This window comes from Streptosporangium sp. NPDC000563 (assembly GCF_040299985.1).
Lineage (GTDB): Bacteria > Actinomycetota > Actinomycetes > Streptosporangiales > Streptosporangiaceae > Streptosporangium.
In genome coordinates this window covers 24,538-40,750 of sequence record NZ_JBEPDA010000019.1, presented here as the reverse complement: position 1 = coordinate 40,750, position 16,213 = coordinate 24,538, and the positions used below count along the sequence as shown (strand labels likewise).

Annotated in this window: 16 protein-coding genes; 9 read left to right on the top strand and 7 right to left on the bottom strand. The window is 69.5% G+C overall.

What is annotated here, in order from left to right; all coding sequences use genetic code 11:
* Positions 1–18 precede the first annotated feature (18 nt).
* A complete protein-coding gene (gene ctaD, locus ABT352_RS30895; RefSeq protein ID WP_350948601.1) occupies positions 19–1,686 on the bottom strand; it encodes an aa3-type cytochrome oxidase subunit I in 1,668 nt (555 codons plus the stop codon).
* A 462-nt stretch (positions 1,687–2,148) separates the two neighbouring features.
* On the opposite strand from ctaD, the gene ABT352_RS30890 reads away from it, so the two are divergent.
* The 3 genes from ABT352_RS30890 to ABT352_RS30880 all read left to right on the top strand — a co-directional run bounded on the left by ABT352_RS30890 (position 2,149) and on the right by ABT352_RS30880 (position 6,020).
* Positions 2,149–3,528: an NAD(P)/FAD-dependent oxidoreductase gene (locus ABT352_RS30890; protein WP_350948499.1), complete on the top strand. Its 1,380-nt coding sequence runs from the start codon at positions 2,149–2,151 to the stop codon at positions 3,526–3,528.
* 166 nt (positions 3,529–3,694) lie between these two features.
* Positions 3,695–4,660 carry an LLM class F420-dependent oxidoreductase gene (locus tag ABT352_RS30885; RefSeq protein ID WP_350948498.1) on the top strand — a complete coding sequence of 322 codons (966 nt, stop codon included), beginning with the start codon at positions 3,695–3,697 and terminating at the stop codon, positions 4,658–4,660.
* A 211-nt stretch (positions 4,661–4,871) separates the two neighbouring features.
* A complete protein-coding gene (locus ABT352_RS30880; RefSeq protein WP_350948497.1) occupies positions 4,872–6,020 on the top strand; it encodes an NAD(P)/FAD-dependent oxidoreductase in 1,149 nt (382 codons plus the stop codon).
* 6 nt (positions 6,021–6,026) lie between these two features.
* Here ABT352_RS30880 and ABT352_RS30875 read toward each other — a convergent pair whose 3' ends face one another.
* The 5 genes from ABT352_RS30875 to ABT352_RS30855 form a co-directional block, all read right to left on the bottom strand.
* The gene (locus ABT352_RS30875; protein ID WP_350948496.1) at positions 6,027–6,941 is read right to left on the bottom strand and encodes an SIS domain-containing protein; all 915 of its coding nucleotides are present in this window, start codon (positions 6,939–6,941) and stop codon (positions 6,027–6,029) included.
* Between the two features lie 52 nt (positions 6,942–6,993).
* Complete coding sequence (locus ABT352_RS30870) at positions 6,994–7,620, bottom strand: class I SAM-dependent methyltransferase (RefSeq protein WP_350948495.1); 627 nt, start codon at positions 7,618–7,620, stop codon at positions 6,994–6,996.
* A gap of 296 nt (positions 7,621–7,916) precedes the next feature.
* Positions 7,917–8,492 carry a fascin domain-containing protein gene (locus ABT352_RS30865; RefSeq protein ID WP_350948494.1) on the bottom strand — a complete coding sequence of 192 codons (576 nt, stop codon included), beginning with the start codon at positions 8,490–8,492 and terminating at the stop codon, positions 7,917–7,919.
* A 193-nt stretch (positions 8,493–8,685) separates the two neighbouring features.
* Positions 8,686–9,456 carry a neutral zinc metallopeptidase gene (locus tag ABT352_RS30860; RefSeq protein ID WP_350948493.1) on the bottom strand — a complete coding sequence of 257 codons (771 nt, stop codon included), beginning with the start codon at positions 9,454–9,456 and terminating at the stop codon, positions 8,686–8,688.
* 168 nt (positions 9,457–9,624) lie between these two features.
* Entirely contained in the window at positions 9,625–9,963 is a 339-nt protein-coding gene (locus tag ABT352_RS30855) for a hypothetical protein (RefSeq protein ID WP_350948492.1), read from the bottom strand.
* A gap of 436 nt (positions 9,964–10,399) precedes the next feature.
* On the opposite strand from ABT352_RS30855, the gene ABT352_RS30850 reads away from it, so the two are divergent.
* Genes ABT352_RS30850 through ABT352_RS30825 form a run of 6 tightly spaced genes read left to right on the top strand, consistent with a single transcriptional unit; the run spans position 10,400 to position 15,576 of the window.
* The gene (locus ABT352_RS30850) at positions 10,400–11,566 is read left to right on the top strand and encodes a glycosyltransferase (protein ID WP_350948491.1); all 1,167 of its coding nucleotides are present in this window, start codon (positions 10,400–10,402) and stop codon (positions 11,564–11,566) included.
* The gene (locus tag ABT352_RS30845) at positions 11,563–12,882 is read left to right on the top strand and encodes an aromatic ring-hydroxylating oxygenase subunit alpha (protein ID WP_350948490.1); all 1,320 of its coding nucleotides are present in this window, start codon (positions 11,563–11,565) and stop codon (positions 12,880–12,882) included. The genes ABT352_RS30850 and ABT352_RS30845 overlap by 4 nt, the downstream gene beginning before the upstream one ends.
* On the top strand, positions 12,879–13,391 hold the full coding sequence (locus ABT352_RS30840) for an aromatic-ring-hydroxylating dioxygenase subunit beta (RefSeq protein ID WP_350948489.1): 513 nt from the start codon (positions 12,879–12,881) through the stop codon (positions 13,389–13,391). The genes ABT352_RS30845 and ABT352_RS30840 overlap by 4 nt, the downstream gene beginning before the upstream one ends.
* Positions 13,392–13,398: 7 nt before the next feature.
* A complete protein-coding gene (locus ABT352_RS30835) occupies positions 13,399–14,625 on the top strand; it encodes an MFS transporter (protein ID WP_350948488.1) in 1,227 nt (408 codons plus the stop codon).
* Positions 14,622–15,026: a carboxymuconolactone decarboxylase family protein gene (locus tag ABT352_RS30830; RefSeq protein ID WP_350948487.1), complete on the top strand. Its 405-nt coding sequence runs from the start codon at positions 14,622–14,624 to the stop codon at positions 15,024–15,026. Before ABT352_RS30835 ends, ABT352_RS30830 begins: the two co-directional genes overlap by 4 nt.
* A complete protein-coding gene (locus ABT352_RS30825; protein ID WP_350948486.1) occupies positions 15,016–15,576 on the top strand; it encodes a hypothetical protein in 561 nt (186 codons plus the stop codon). The genes ABT352_RS30830 and ABT352_RS30825 overlap by 11 nt, the downstream gene beginning before the upstream one ends.
* Here the strand turns inward: ABT352_RS30825 and ABT352_RS30820 are convergent.
* Complete coding sequence (locus tag ABT352_RS30820; protein ID WP_350948485.1) at positions 15,519–16,175, bottom strand: flavodoxin family protein; 657 nt, start codon at positions 16,173–16,175, stop codon at positions 15,519–15,521. The two genes, ABT352_RS30825 and ABT352_RS30820, sit on opposite strands and share 58 nt — an antisense overlap.
* Between the last annotated feature and the right edge of the window lie 38 nt (positions 16,176–16,213).

Here is a 16,213-nt window from a genome sequence, read left to right as displayed (position 1 = left end):
TCACCACCGTGCCGCCGGTCAGATCTCCTCTTTGAGCCTCGCCGCCGGGTCGAGCTGGCGCGGCTGCATCGCCACCCTCGGATGGTGCAGGTCGAAGGCGGGCCGCTCGGAGCGGATGGCCGGGATCGAGGTGAAGTTGTGCCGGGGCGGGGGGCAGGAGGTGGCCCACTCCAGCGAGTTGCCGAAGCCCCACGGGTCGTCCACCGTCACGCGTGGAGCGTGGCGGGCGGTGTACCAGAGGTTGTACAGGAACGGCAGCGTGGAGAGGCCGAGCAGGAGGGCGCCGATGGAGGAGATCAAATTGAGGGTGGTGAACCCGTCGAGCGCGCTGTAGTCGGCGTAGCGGCGCGGCATGCCCTCCGCGCCCAGCAGGTGCTGGACGAAGAAGGTGACGTGGAAGCCGATGAACAGCGTCCAGAAGTGCAGCTTGCCCAGCTTCTCGTTCAGCATCCTGCCGGTCATCTTCGGCCACCAGAAGTAGAAGCCGGAGAACATCGCGAACACCACGGTGCCGAAGACCACGTAGTGGAAGTGCGCGACCACGAAGTACGAGTCGTGCACGTGGAAGTCCAGCGGCGGGGAGGCCATGATGACCCCGGTCAGCCCGCCGAACAGGAACGTCACCAAGAACCCCACGACGAACAGCATGGGCGTGTCGAATGAGATGTGCCCCCGCCACATGGTCCCGATCCAGTTGAAGAACTTCACCCCGGTCGGGACCGCGATCAGGAACGACATGAACGAGAAGAACGGCAGCAGCACCCGGCCCGTGGCGAACATGTGGTGCGCCCACACCGTCATCGACAACCCCGCGATGGCGATCGTCGCGCCGATCAGGCCGATGTAGCCGAAGAGTGGCTTGCGGCTGAAGACGGGGATCACCTCGGTGATGATGCCGAAGAACGGCAGCGCGATGATGTAGACCTCCGGATGGCCGAAGAACCAGAACAGGTGCTGCCACAGGATCGGCCCCCCGGTCTGCGGGTCGTAGATGTGGGCGCCGAACTTGCGGTCGGCCAGCAGGGCGAGCAGCGCGGCGGCCAGCACCGGGAAGGCCATCAGCACCAGGACACCGGTGAGCAGCGTGTTCCAGGTGAAGATCGGCATGCGGAACATCGTCATCCCCGGGGCCCGCATGCAGATGATCGTGGTGATGAAGTTCACCGAGCCGAGGATCGTGCCGAGCCCGGACATCGTCAGGCCCACGATCCACAGGTCTCCGCCGAGCTGCGGGGAGTAGGTCGCGTGGGAGAGCGGCGTGTATCCCGTCCAGCCGAAGTCGGGGGCGCCCCCGCCGGTGAGGAAACCGAAACTCGCGATGAGCCCGCCGAACAGGAAGAGCCAGAAGCTCACCATGTTGAGCCGGGGGAAGGCCACGTCGGGCGCCCCGATCTGCAGCGGCATGACCACGTTCGCGAACCCGGCGAACAGCGGTGTGGCGAACAGCAACAGCATGAGGGTGCCGTGCATGGTGAACAGCTGGTTGTACTGCGCCGTGGTCAGCACCTGCAGTCCCGGCTGGGCGAGCTCGCCCCTGATGAGCATGGCCATCAGCCCGGCGAACAGGAAGAAGACGAACGACGTCATCAGGTACATGTAGCCGATGACCTTGTGGTCGGTGCTGGTGAGCCAGCGCACGACGATCGAGCCCGGCTCCTTCGCGCGTGGCGCCAACGGTGAGGTCAGCGGCTCCTCGCGTGACTGTTCGGAGGTCGTCACGACCCACCCCCTTCGAACCGGCTCGCCCTCGAACCCGCCGTTCCACATCGGCCCTCGAAGGCGGGTCGATCCTCGGGCCGGCCCGTCCCCGAAGCAGACCCGCCCTCTCGAACCGGCTGTTTCACATCAGCCGATCCCTCAACAAACCGGATCATCCTCGAATCGGCGCGGCATCTGGATTCCACCGCCTTCTCCCGGCCATCCCCAGGGAAAGCGGCTCCCACTCGCCCGCCCCGCCATCTTGCCCGCGCGATGACCTGGCGATTAATCCTTCTTATCCGCTCCCCGGGCATTCCGCGTCCCCGCGTCCCACCCGCTCGCCGCGATGTCCGTACGAGCCGCGTGGGCAATATGGGACGGCCCATCACGCTTGACCCGGGGGCAGAGGGGGCACGCCGCTGGAAACGGAGTGCCGAAAGGAGCGACGTCATGGGTGAACGACAACGAGTCGTCGTGATCGGAGGAGGGTTCGCGGGTTTCACCGCGGTCCGTACCCTCTCCCGGATCGCGAAGGGCGCGGTCGAGATCGTCCTGATCAATCCGACCGACTACTTCCTCTACCTGCCCCTGCTGCCGGAGGTCGCGGCGGGCATCCTCGACGCCCGCAAGGTGGCGGTCCCGCTGGCGGGCGACTATCCCGGCGTGCGGTATCTGCTCGCCACGGCGGACAGCGTCGACATCGAGGCGCGCCGCGTGAAGTGCACCGACGCCGAGGGCAACCACCGCGAACTGGGCTACGACCGCCTGGTGGTCGCGGTCGGCAGCGTCAACAAACTCCTCCCCGTACCCGGGGTCGCCGAGTACGCCCACGGCTTCCGCAGCATCGTCGAGGCCCTCTACCTGCGCGACCACCTGATCCGCCAGGTCGAGCTAGCCGACGCGTCCGACGACCCCGAGGAGCGCGCGGCCAGGTGCACCTTCGTGGTCGTGGGCGCCGGGTACACCGGGACCGAGGTCGCGGCGCAGGGCCAGCTGCTCACGAACGCCCTCCGCAGACACCGGCCGAGGCTGCGCGACCAGCCGATGCGCTGGATCCTCGCCGACATCGCCCCGCGCATCCTCCCCGAGCTGGACGAACGCCTGTCGCGGAGCGCGCACCGGACGCTGTCCGAGCGGGGCATGGAGATCCTCACCGAGACGAGCGTGGCCGAGGCGACGGCCGAGGGGGTGAAGCTCTCCGACGGGGAGTTCGTACCGACCAAATCCCTGATCTGGTGTGTCGGCGTGCGCCCCGACCCGATGGTGGAGTCCCTGGGCCTGCCGACCGTGAAGGGGCGTCTGCGCGTCGACGAGTACCTCAGGGTGCCCGGCCACCCGGAGATCTTCGCCTGCGGCGACGCGGCCGCGGTCCCCGACCTCACCCGGCCCGGCGAGTACACGGCGATGACCGCCCAGCACGCCGGCCGCCAGGGCAGACAGGCCGCCCGCAACATCGCCGCCTCCTACGGCCACGGGCGGCTCCGGCCGTACAAGCACAGCGACCTGGGGTTCGTCGTCGACCTGGGAGGGACCGGCGCCGCCGCGAACCCGCTGGGCGTGCCGCTTTCGGGCATGGCGGCCAAGGTGGTCACCCGGGGCTACCACCTGCTGTCCATCCCGCGCAACCGTGCGCGCATCGCGGGAAGCTGGCTGCTGGACCTGCTGACGCCCCGCCAGACCGTCCAGCTGGACGTGGTCCGCGGCTCGGCGGTCCCGCTCAAGCACACCACCCCCCAGGCCCCGCACGCCCCGCACGCCCCGGACGGGGCGGCGTCGAAGGCGGGCACCCCACGAAAGGCGGGCGCCTCCGCGAAGGCGGGCGACTCGTAACCGGGTCACTCGTAACCGGGTCACTCGTGGCCGGGCGATCCACCGACAGACGACTCGAAGGCGGGCGATGTGGAGGCAGGCCACTGGTAGGTGGGCGATTCGTAAAGGACGGCGATATTTTCGGCTCTTCCGGCGATGCTCGCGGGAAGCCGGGTAGGGGCGGGGTATGGCAAAGATCGGTTACACGATGATGTGTGAGCAGACGCCCGCCAGACAGCTGGTCCAGGACGTCGCGACGGCCGAGCGGGTCGGTTTCGACTACGCGGTCATCTCCGACCACTACTTCCCGTGGCTGGAGGAGATGGGCCACTCCCCGTACGCCTGGTCGGTGCTCGGCGCGGCGGCGCAGGCCACCCGGCACCTGCCCCTGATGACGTACGTGACCTGCCCGATCATGCGTTACCACCCCGCGGTGGTGGCGCAGAAGGCGGCGACGATGGGCGTGCTGAGCGAGGGCCGCTTCACGCTCGGGCTGGGCGCGGGCGAGAACCTCAACGAGCACGTGACAGGTCAGGGCTGGCCGTCCGCCGACACCCGGCACGGGATGTTCCGCGAGGCCGTGCAGATCATCAGGGAGCTGTTCGAGGGCGGGTACGTCACCTACCGCGGCGAGTTCTTCGACGTCGACTCGGCCAAGCTGTACGACCTGCCGGACCGGCCCGTCCCGCTCGCGATCGCCGCCTCCGGCGGCCGGTCGGGGAAGATCGCCGCCGAGCACGGCGACGCGCTGGTCGCGGTCGATCCCGACTCGGACCTGGTGCGCCTGTTCGCCGGGGAGGGTGGCACGGGCAAGCCCGTCTACGGCCAGCTCGCCGTCTGCTACGACCCCGACGTGGAGGCCGCCAGGGAGCGGGCGCACCGGATGTGGCGCTGGTCGGTGGCCGGGTGGAAGGTGATGGCCGAGCTTCCGGGGCCCGTCAACTTCGCCGCCGCCACCGAGACCGTGCGCCCGGAGGACGTCGCGGCCAAGGTGCCGTGCGGCCCCGACGTGGACGCCGTGGTGGAGGCGGTACGCGCCTACACCGACGCCGGTTTCACCCACGTCGCCCTCGTCCAGATCGGTCACGAGCACCAGGACGCGTTCTTCGACTGGTCGGAGAAGGAGCTCCTCCCCGCCCTGAGCGATCTCTAGCCGCCGCCTGCACCGCCTCTCCCCCCTGTCCCTGGCCTTTCCCCGGCCATGGGGCCACCTCCGGCCACCGGCTTTCCCGGCCCTGAGCGGCCTGGCCTCCGCGCTCCCGCCCACCCCGGCCCCATACCCGGGTGGGTCACGGTGGCGTGTGCCGCCCGGAAGATCCACCGCGTGGCGGTTCCCCCCGGGCGTACGGGGAAGGCTCCCCGGGGTGGATGACGTCTGGGATCTGGTGGTCGTCGGCGGCGGGCCCGCGGGGGCGGCCGCGGCCCTGCGCGCGAGACAGCTCAGGCCCGAGGCGCGGGTCCTGCTGCTCGACAGGGCCGACTTCCCCCGCGACAAGGCCTGCGGTGACGGCATCGCCGCCCACGGACGCGACGAGCTCGCCCTGCTGGGCGTTCCCGACCTCATCGCCGACTACCGGCCCACACGGCGCCTGGCGGTGGTCTCCCCCGGCGGCGCCCGCGTCTCGGCCACCTCCGCCAGGTCCAACCACGTCGTGCCTCGCAAGGTCTTCGACGCCCGCCTCGTCGACGCCGCCCGCGCCCGCGGTGTCGAGGTCCGCCGCCACCAGGTCCGCGCGCTCGCCGCTCTCGGCGATCACGTGGTTCTCGACGGCACCGTCACCGCCCGCGCCGTGGTCGCCGCGGACGGGGCCAACTCGGCCGTACGGCGCCTCATCGGCGTTCCCCCCTCCCCCGAGAAGCACACCGCGATCGCCGTGCGCGGCTACGCCGACGTGCCCGCCGACGACGACGTCCAGTCGATCTTCATGCAGCAGGACGGGTGGCCCGCGTACGCGTGGTCGTTCCCGATCGGCGACGGGACCGCCAACGTCGGCTACGGCATGCTCCTGCCCCGGTTGCACGCCACCGGCCTGCCGGGCAAGGAGGTGCTGCACGGACGGCTCGCCGAGCTGCTGCCCCACGTGAACGCCCGCGACCTGCGCGCCCACCATCTTCCCCTCTCCCCCGGCCGTCCCGGGCCGGGTTCGGGGCGGGTGCTGCTCGCCGGTGACGCCGCGGGTCTCATCAACCCGCTCACCGGCGAGGGCATCTTCTACGCGCTGCTTTCCGGCCGGCTCGCCGGGGAGGCCGCCGTCCAGGCGGCGGACGACCCGCTGCCCGCCTACCGGCGCGGCCTGAGAAAGGCTCTCGGCCGGCACCTGCGTACCACCGACGTGCTCGCCCTCGCCTCCCAGTCACCCGGCTTCATCGACGCCGCGATCGACACCGCCGCCCGCCGCAAGGAGGTGTTCGACCTGCTGGTCGACGTGGGCCTGGGCGCGGGCACCGTGCCGGTGCCGCTGGCGCTGGCCGTGGTCCGCCGCTGGCTGCTGAACGCCGCCCGGCGCCGCTGAGGGCGACTACCCGAGGATCACCGAGCGGGTCAGGTTGCGCGGGTTGTCCGGGTCGAGGCCGCGCGACCGGGCCAGCTCCACCGCGAGCCGCTGGGCCCGGATCAGGTCGGCCAGCGGGTCGAGGGTGGTGGCCGTGGTCAGGGCTCCGGTGCGGGCGACGTCGTCGAGCAGTCTCTCCTGACCGCCGAAGAACCACACCAGGCTGTTCTCGTCGGCGACGCTGATCGGCCCGTGCCGGTACTCCATCGCGGGGTAGGCCTCCGACCAGGCGAGAGCGGCCTCCCTGAGCTTCAGCGCCGCTTCCTGGGCGAGGCCGTTGGTCCAGCCGCTGCCGAGGAAGGTGAACTGCCGCCGCGAGATCGCCCCCTCGGGGAGCGGTGTGACGAGCGCGGTCTCGGCCTGGGCCGCGAGGTCGGCGGGGGCCTCCCCGAGGTGCGCGCGGAGCAGGGCGAGAGCGCTGGTGGCGAACCGGGTCTGCACCACGGAACGCTCGTCGGCGAACTCCAGCGCGATCACCGTCTTGGCCAGGCCGGTCACCGGGGTCGCCGGGTCGGCGGTGACGGCGACCGTCGGGACGTCGCCCGCCGCGTCGAGAACGCGCAGCACCTCGGTCGTGGTCCCGGACCTGGTGATCGCGACCAGCCGGTCGTAGCGGCGCGCGGGCAGCTCGGAGGCGGGGAACGCGTCGGTCTCCCCCTGCCCGGAACGCTCGCGCAGCACCGCGTACGCCTGCGCCATGTACAGCGAGGTGCCGCAGCCGATCACGGCGACGCGCTCACCCGTCTCCGGCAGCCCCGCCGGACTCGCCGCGCCGAGATCCAGCGCCTGCCGCCAGCACGCGGGCTGGTCGGCGATCTCCTTCAGGACGTACTCCACGGGTGCCTCCTCGTCGATGCCCGTTCCCTCTCGTACCCCGCTCATGAGGGTGCAGCGCCTCACCGGCACCGGAATCACGCGGGTGGAAGGCGGCGGGTCACGGCCGGACGGCGAGCACCCGGAAGTCGACGCCGCGTGTCATCCGGGACACCGACTCGATCCGGAATCCCGCCTGCTCCAGGAACGGCCGGGGGTCGCGGGTGAGGTGGTCGGCCGCGAACCGCACGAACAGCGGTTCCACCACCCGCATCCCAGTGCGGACGATCGGGTTGCTCGACGGCCCGTGCTCGGCCAGCACGAACCTGCCGCCCGGTTTGAGCACGCGGTATGCCTCGCGCGCCGCGGCCGCCGGGTCCGGGATGGTGCACATCGTGAACGTGGACAGCACGGTGTCCGCGTGGCCGTCGGGCAACTCCAGGCGCTGCACGTCGCCCTGCCGCAACTCCACCCGCTCGCCGAGCCCTTCCCGCGCCACCCGCCGCCGCGCCAGCTCCAGCATCCGCTCGGACAGCTCGATGCCGACCACCGTGACGTCGGCGGCGTACAGCGGCAGGTTGAGCCCGGTGCCGACCGCGATCTCCACCGTACGGCCGCGCGCCTGCCCGACGGCCCACTGTCTGCTCCCCGGAAACAGGCGCCGCTCCCAGACCCGCATCTGGTCGTCGTACCGATCCGCCATCCGGTCGAACACCCGCCGTACGTCGGCATCCGTGGTGGTACGCATCAAGCACCCCTTCTGGAACGGAACCCCCGCGAGATCACTTCGCCGCCGTGAAGCGGCGAAGGAGCGCCTCTGTCCGGGCGACGACCGTCATCCGGCCGAGGCTCCGCCCGCCTGTCGTCACACCCCGTCGTCTCGGCCGATCGCCTGGTTTCCCTGCCAACGAACCGGTCCCCGGTCCCGTTCCCGTGACATTCGCCGCGAACCGGCCCCGTTCCTATGGCATCCGCCGCGAACCGCCCGCCGGACCCGGATCGGCGGCCCACGGCGATGCCCGAAATCGATGCTCGAAATGCGGCCTACTGCACCCTGAACTTCTCCCAGGGGCCGACCTTCGAGCCGCGGGCGCGCAGCATCCCGTACTTGTCGCCCTTGTTGCCGAGTTCCGCCGACACGTAGTTCCGGGAGGGGACGGCGAGGTTCCTGATCGACACACAGCCCGTCCCGCAGGAGGCGATGTGGAACCTCTCCCAGGTGCCGGCCGAGGACGCGCGGGCGCGCAGCATCCCGTGGTCGCCTCCCGACCAGCCGAACTCCGCGGACACGTACTTGCCGTTCGCCAGGGACTTGATCGTGTAGTTGCGGCCGTTGTAGCAGATCGAGAACCTCTCCCAGGGGCCGACCTTCGTGGCGCGGGCGCGCAGCATCCCGTACTTGTCGCCCGACCAGCCGAACTCCGCGGACACGTACCTGCCGTTCGCCGGCGACTTGATGCTGCGGGTCTGGCACTTCACGACGGCCGCCTCGCCTCCGGCCGCCGTGACGAGCGACGACGCGGCCCCCGAGGTCGTCGACCGGGCCAGCACGGGCGCGGGCGCGGCCACCGTGCCGACACCGGCCAGGACGAGAGCCGTGGCGACCATGAGCTTCTTCACAAAACCCCCTATTGATCGGCAAATGCCGTCGATCATTATGGGGGTCGCCGGACAGGAGCCGCATGCGGTGCTCCGCCCACGCCCGGCACGACTGTCATAGCACCACTGACAGGCGGGAGCGGAGCGACGAAGCTGCCCCCGGTCCCGATTCAGCGCCTCGCCGCCGGAAGAGGCGCGGGCGCCGAGACAGCGGTCAAGACACTCTGGACTTGGCGGCGAAGGTATTGCAGGCGTCGGGCCCCTTGGCCAGGAAGCCGCGGTTCAACCAGTAAGAGTAGTTCGCGGCCTTGCCATGAGTCGGAGAACTCTTCTCAAAGCGCCGCAGGTAGGAAAAATCCGAGGCCGGCCGCTCCAGGGAGGACCAGACGCTGCCGATGAAGGCGCCGCTCAGACAGTCGGCTTGCAATTCGAGGCGACGTGAGGCTGCGTTGTAGTCCTTCTTGGTGCGGTACCTGCGAGAGTCGAAGGTGGTCATGATTCCGGAGAGCTCTTGGACGTGGTGGCCGTACTCATGGCCAAGGACTGAGAATAGCCACAGGTCGCTTACGTCGGCCAAGGCTTTCTTGTCGAGATGAAAGACGATCGTCTTGTTCGCCGAGCAGTAGATCGCCTGGGCGCTCTCGGGAAATTCGGAGCAGCCGGTTTTCACACCGGCGTGGCGTATGACCCGCAGCTTCGGTGTGCTGAAGGGAAGTCTCGCTGTTGCGAACTGGCGCTTCCAACTGGTGTTGAGGCAACGGAGGAGACCGTTGAGGTAATTGGTGGCGCCTTTGAAGTCGTCGTTGTCAACTGGCCGCTCCGGGCAGGTGTCCGGTTTCAGTTCGCCGGTCTCGTAGATCGGGTTGGCTGTGAGGGCGGCTGTGCCGGTGGGGACCGGCCGGAGTCGGTCGGCGTCGGCTGTGGCTGTACCGACCAGGAAAAGGCTCACCAGTGCGCCGGAGAGCACTGCGAGGAGGGGGCGCATAAGATCAACTTAGCAAAAGGGAAAGATGCAGCAAAAGGGAGTATTAGCCCGGCTCCCCTCGTGGGGGTCGAGATCGATGATCAGGGACTACCTCGGGAACCTCACGGCGCGGAACAGCGGAAACCCTTCACCTGAAACAAGGTGAGGGCTCCTTCGGACACAGCCGAACTACGCTTCGGGCAAGTCTCCCAGCCTGCGCCGAAGGGAACTCGCGTCGACTTTCGTGGCGACTATGCGCTCGTAGCGCTGGTCGGCATCGCAGTCGTCGACCCGGCCGATCGCGTGGAGGGCGTCGCAGAAGCGATCGGAGTGGTCAGCGAAGTCCGGGTCGAGGGGCAGCATGATCCGGGCGATGAGGTTCCCGCCCTCGACGAGCCGCCAGACCTCCTTGACCTGCCCCCTGTACTCAAGGTTCCAAGCGTTGGAGGCGAGGAACCGCGAGACGGTGGCGGGAGTCAGGGTGGTGGTGAGCTCAAGCAGTGAGGGCTCTTGGGTGGACCGGTTCACCGGTTGCCTCCCTCGCCAATGGTCTTCACGATGCCAAGAAGCTGCTTGACATCAAACCGCGTCAAGATGCTCAAGCGACAGATGTATGGCCTGGCCAACTCTGTTTTCCTGCGCAAGCGCATCCTCTTTGCCCGCTTAAACAGGTCGATATCATGAAATTAGCGTCAAATCCAGGATTTAGACGTCGTTGACATGATGTGTCCCCTCGGCGATGGTGGGGAATGCGTAGAGCTTCACAGCAGTGCCCAGACGTCGACGGCCCCTTTCGCCTGCCGGGCGTTTTCGCCTGTCCGGAGGCGGAGTTCCGCCGTTCGCCCGTCGCCGTCTCGACTCGTTTCCGAAGGCAGGAGGGTGTCGCGGTCGTAGCTGCTGTGGTGCACCCGGAGCCGGATTCTGAGTCGGCCTGGTCGTCTTCTTTCCATGAATCGGAGATTTGATGCGCGTTGCCCTCCTCACCACGACTCAGCATGGTCACCTGAACCCGTATATTCCGGTGGTCAATGCGCTCCGAACCGCCGGCAGTGAGGTCGCGCTGCTGTTGTTGTCCGCCGACGGTGGCACGCTCGACGAGCAGCGTCGCCAAGCCCTGGGTGAGACGCCGGTCCACGCGATCGGGAAGGTCGAGATGGCGCCGTGGAGCGGCGACCCGGCGAAGATCGGCCCGATGCTCCGGTCGTCGCCGGTGGCGGAGCAGACGGCCAAGGCGCTCCGCGAGACGGCGCCGGACTTCGTACTCGTCGATTCGCTGCCGGTCACGGCGTCGGCCATGGTCGGCGCGGAGGCGTCCGGCGTGCCGTACGGGATGATCTGGGCCAACCTGGGCGGAGTATGCCCGCGCGAGCACCGACGAGGTCGCTGGCCGTACGACGAGCAGGTCGGCGCCTATCTGACCGGGCACGGGGTGTTGTGGTCGACCCGCACCCATTCGGCGCGTTCGCCGATTCTCAACCTGATGCCGACGATTCCCGCCCTCGTCGGGGACGACGCGGTCACCGACGACGGTGTGCGGCTGGTCGGGTTGCCGGGTGCGGCGGGGACCCGCGGCGACGAGGTCGCCTTCTCCGGCCTGGATCGGATCGACCCCGACCGCCCGCTGGTGTACGTCTCCTTCGGCACGATCTTCTACCGGCGGCCGGACCTGCTGCGTACGGTGATCACCGGGGCGGCGGCGACCGGTGCGCAGGTGATCGCCGCGGTGGGGGATCTCGCCGAGGAGCTCGCGCTGCCCGACGAAGTGCTCACCGCCCCCTATCTACCGCAACGTGAGGTGCTCGAACGCGCCGACGTGTTCATCACCCACGGCGGCTACAACTCCGTGGCGGAGTCGATCCGGGCGGCGACACCGATGCTGGTGATCCCGCTGGCCGTGGACCAGCCCATCCAGGCGTACTTCGTGGACAGGGCGGGCTTCGGGACGGCGCTGGAGCCGGCCGGCGTCACCGAGCAGGCGGTCGCCGACGCCGTCACCGACCTGCTCGATCCCGCCCGGGACCACCGGGCCCGGCTGCGCGCCGCGCAGCCGGAGTGCGGCGATTCCGCCGTGCGCACGGCCGAGCTGGTCATCGGCGCGGTCGAGACGCTACAGCGAAAGAGGGAGCAGTGACGATCGAACCGCGGCGGCCGGTGGGCGACCCGATCGTGCTCGACGATCTTGAGCGCCTCTCGTTCCGGGTGGATCGCCGCGCCTACACCGACGACGACCTGGCCGCACAGGAGATGACCAGGATCTTCGATCGCTGCTGGTTGTACGTCGGGCACGAATCGGAGGTGCCGGGACCGGGCTCCTACGTGTCGCGCGACGTCGGCGGGCGCCCGGTGGTCATGGCGCGCGGGTCCGACGGGGTGATCCGGGTCTTCGCGAACAGCTGCACCCACCGCGGTGCCCTGATCTGCTCGCAACCGGCCGGGCAGGCCAGATCGTTCCGGTGCCCGTACCACGACTGGACGTTCTCCAACCAGGGCGACCTGGTCGGGGTCCCGATCCCCGACGGGTACGGGCCGGGCTTCCGCAAGGCGGACTTCGGCCTGGCACAGCACCGCAGTGACGGCTACCGAGGCTTCGTGTTCGTCACCTTCGATGCGGAGCAGCCGCGCACCCTGACCGAGTACCTGGCGGGCGCGACGGAGTACCTCGACCTGATCGACGACCAGTCCGAGGTCGGGATGGAGGTGATCCAGGGGGCGCAGCTCCACGGAGCTCGGGCCAACTGGAAGCTCATGATGGAGAACAGCGTCGACATCTACCACTTCCGTGCCCTGCACAAGCGCTACGTCGGCTACATGGAGTCGCTGGGGTCGGTGCCGCCACGGCGACGAGGCGGCTTCGGCCGCGCCCTCGGACTGGGGCACGGAGCCAACGAGCTGCCACCGGCGGCGGCCCGCCCGCTCGCCTACTGGACGCCGATGTTCGGCCCCGAGGTCCGGCCGCGGATCGAGGCGACGGCCGCGCGGTTCGTCGACCGGTTCGGCGCCGAACGCGCCGAACGGATCACCGGCACCAATCGCGCGGTGCTGATCTTCCCCAACCTGATGATCATCGACGCGATCGCGATCACGATCCGCAAGATCGACCCGGTCGGCGCCGGCCAGATGGCCATCACCTCGGTCGCCCTCGCCCCCAAGGACGAGGATCCCGACATCCGGGAACTCCGCAAGAGTCACTACCTGACGTTCCTCGGCCCCGCCGGCTTCGCCACCCCCGACGACATCGAGATCGTCGAGTCGTGCCAGCGGGGTTACCTCAACCGCACGGTCCGCTACTCGGATCTGTCACGCGGTATGAACAAGGAGGTCCCGGAGACGACCGACGAGCTTCCCGCCCGCGAGTTCTGGCGGCAGTGGGACCGGTTGATGCACGGCGACGACGGTCACCTCGAAATCGCCCACCGGGCCGAGATGCAAGGGGCGCAACCACGATGACCATCGAGCTGACGGTCGACGAAGCGGCCCAGGTGCGGTTGTGGCACCGGGTGAGCCGGTTCCTTTTCCGTGAGGCGCGGCTGCTCGACGAGTGGCGCCTGCGCGAGTGGTACGACGAGATGCTGACCGACGACATCCGCTACTCGGTGCCTGCCACCGACGTCCGCGGCGGGACGGCCGACGCGCTCGGGCTCATCGACGACGACGCCGCCCGGCTGCGCCAGCGGATCGAACAGCTCCTCAACGGCGAGGTGTGGTGCGAGAACCCCCGGTCGCGGACGAATCGGATGATCGGCAACGTGGAGATCCTGACCGATCGGGGCACGCACCTCGACGTGGCGGCGAACGTCGTCGTGTACCGGTTCGGGCACGGACGCTCTGACGTCTACGTCGGAAAATACCGGTTCGAGCTCGTGGTCGAGAGCGAGTCCTTCCGGATCAGGAAACGGGTCGTGGTGCTCGACCACGAGACGTTGTACGAGCACGGAAAGCTCAGCATCATCCTGTGACCGGACAGTGACGGCGGCCGGCCCCGGCAGCGTCCCACCCGTTGCCACCGCCCAGCCGAGTCTCCCCCGCGAGGTCTACGTCCTCAGTGTCGTCGGTGGCTGCGTCATGCTGGGCCTGGGACTGGTGCTCCCGCTGCTCCCGGTGTACGCGGCGACGTTCGGGGCCGGACCCACCCAGATCGGGGCGCTCGTCGCCCTGTTCGCGTTGACGCGGCTGGCCGCCAGCCCGTTCTGCGGCCGGCTCGCGGTTCGTTTCGGCGAGCGGCGACTCCTCGTCGCCGGCCTGCTGATATGCGCGATCTCCTCGGCGCTGACGGCGTTCGCCGGGTCCTACGGGCAACTGCTCGCCTTCCGCGGTTTCGGCGGCGTCGGCTCGGTGCTGTTCTCGGTGTCCGCACTGGCGACACTCCTCGCGGTCGCACCGGCCGACCAGCGGGGCCGGGCCGGCGCCGTGTTCGAAGCGGGCTTCCTGTTCGGCGGGATCTGCGGACCGGCACTGGGCGGGCTCCTCGCTCTCATCAGCCTGTCCGCGCCGTTCGTGGCGTACGCCGTGCTGTTGCTCGCCGCCGCGCTGCTGGCGTCGACGGTCCTCCGCACCGGCCGAGGCGCCGGCGCGGAGCCCGGCCGGGACGTGGTCCGGCTACCGGTCCTGCTACGCGATCGACGCTACGTGGCGGCCTGCCTCGCGGCGCTGGCGCAGGGATGGGTCCTGTTCGGGCTACGCGGCGCACTGGTCCCCACGGTGATCGTGGCGTGGCGACACGACGTGACGTGGGTCGGGTGGGCGTTCACGACATCCGCCGTCGTCCAGGCACTGCTGATCATGCCGGCCGGCCGGGTCGTCGACCGGGCCGGCCGCCGGTTCGCCATGATCGCCGGCACCGGTGTGGCCGCGGCGGCGATCACGGCCCTGATGTTCGTGGACGACTACGCCTGGCTCGTCGTCCTGCTCAGCGTGTACGCGGCGGGATCGGCGCTGCTCAACGCCGCACCGGCCGCGCTGATCGGAGACGTCGTCGCCGGCCGGGCCGGCAGTGGCGTCGCCGTCTTCTCCATGTGCACCGACGTCGGCGCCGTCGTCGGACCGGTCGTCGTGGGACTCATCGCCGAGCGGGTGAGCGTTCCGGCCGCCTTCGGCAGCGGCGCCGCGCTGCTGCTCGTCGCCTTCGTGGCGTCGTGGACGTTGACAACTGTTCGACCGGTGTTCGGCCAACACGAGGGAGTTGATCGATGAATCAGCCGTCTGCCCGGCACGAGCGGGGCGAGGCCATGTTCCAGCAGGTCTTCGGCCGCGAACCACGCCCGGGCTCCTACCCGGAGTTCCTGAGGATCACCGTCGACCACCTGTTCGGCGAGATCTGGACCCGCCCGCACCTGAGCGTCGAGGAGCGCGAACTCGTCGCGTTGACCGCGGTCGCGCTGGCACGGACCGACTGGGAGCTGCGTGGCCACATCGGCGCCGCCCTGCACCTCGGGATGTCACGAGAGAAGATCATCGAAGTCATCATCCAGCTCGCCTACTACGGTGGCTGGCCGGTCGCCAACAACGGGCTGCGCGTCGCCCAGGAGGTCTTCGCCGAACTGGACGACGCCGCCGGGGACGCCACCGGGAAGGACGCGGACCATGACCGATGAACCGGCTCCTCTCGACCCGGCTGAAACGTCTCCCCTCGACCCGGCCGAGAAGGTCGACCTGTGGCGCCAGCGGTTCTTCGAGGCACAGGCGGCCGCGGAGGAGTTCATCCTGGGAGAGCACGGCGAAGAGGGCCTGACCGCGTGGATCCAGGCGAACTCCCGCATCACCGCGGAGCTGCTGCGGGCCCAACGGCCCGCCGGGGTGTCCGCCACCGATCACTTCATGACCCGGCTGCGGCGTCAGCTGCTGCTGTACGACTCGGCGGTGACCAGTGAGCCCCAGCCGTCGGGCACCGTCCTGCGCAACGCCGACTGCGGGATCCTCCGGTACCGCAAACGGGCCGCCCGCGACGGCGTCGTCCTGACGTTCCCGTCACCGTGCCCGTACTGCCAGGAACTCAACACCGCCATCGCCGCCCGCTACGTGGAACCGGGCGTCACGGTCTCGTGCGAACAGGTGGGCGACGGGTGCACCTGGCGCGCGGAATCCCCTCACTCTCCGGAAGAGGACGCGGTCGGGTCGCCGCACCGCGGACGAGCCGGTGACTGAACCAACGGCAGTGCCGTGCGCTCGTCGGCCGGCGACCGGCCGCCGTCGAGCGTCATGCCGAGCTGCCGGCCCACGGCCACGCACAGGTCGGGCGCCGCGGTGCGGGTCAGGTCCTGGTGATCGTTCTGGGTGAAGCACGCCGACGCCACGTTCCTGTTCCGTAGACGCAGGTACCAGGGGAACAACGATCCCAGTGCGGGCTCGGTCAGCATCGTGCGCGAATGCACGATCGTCCCCACCAGCAGGTTGCCGAACGGGCGTTGCCCGGCGTTCATGAAGCTCTTCAGCCGTTCCTGGAAGATCTTCAGTATCGCGGGCACGTTCCCCGCGTACACCGGCATGGCGAGCAGCATCGCCTGCGCGCCCTCGGCCAGACCGACGACGTGCTCGAAGTCGTCGTCGAGCGTGCACCGGCCCACCTCTGGATCAAGGCAGGTGTCCTCGCCCTCGCACATCGCGATGCGATGGTCGATCAACCGAATCCGCTGGATCTCCGCGTCACCGACCTCCCGGAGGACACCGGTGATCGCCGCCTCCAGCAGCGCGTCGGTCAGCGACGGGAGACGCTTCTGCGTGCAGGACAACGCAATGACCTTCATCCGAAGGGCCTCCCCTGTCCGCTCAGCGCCATCCAGGA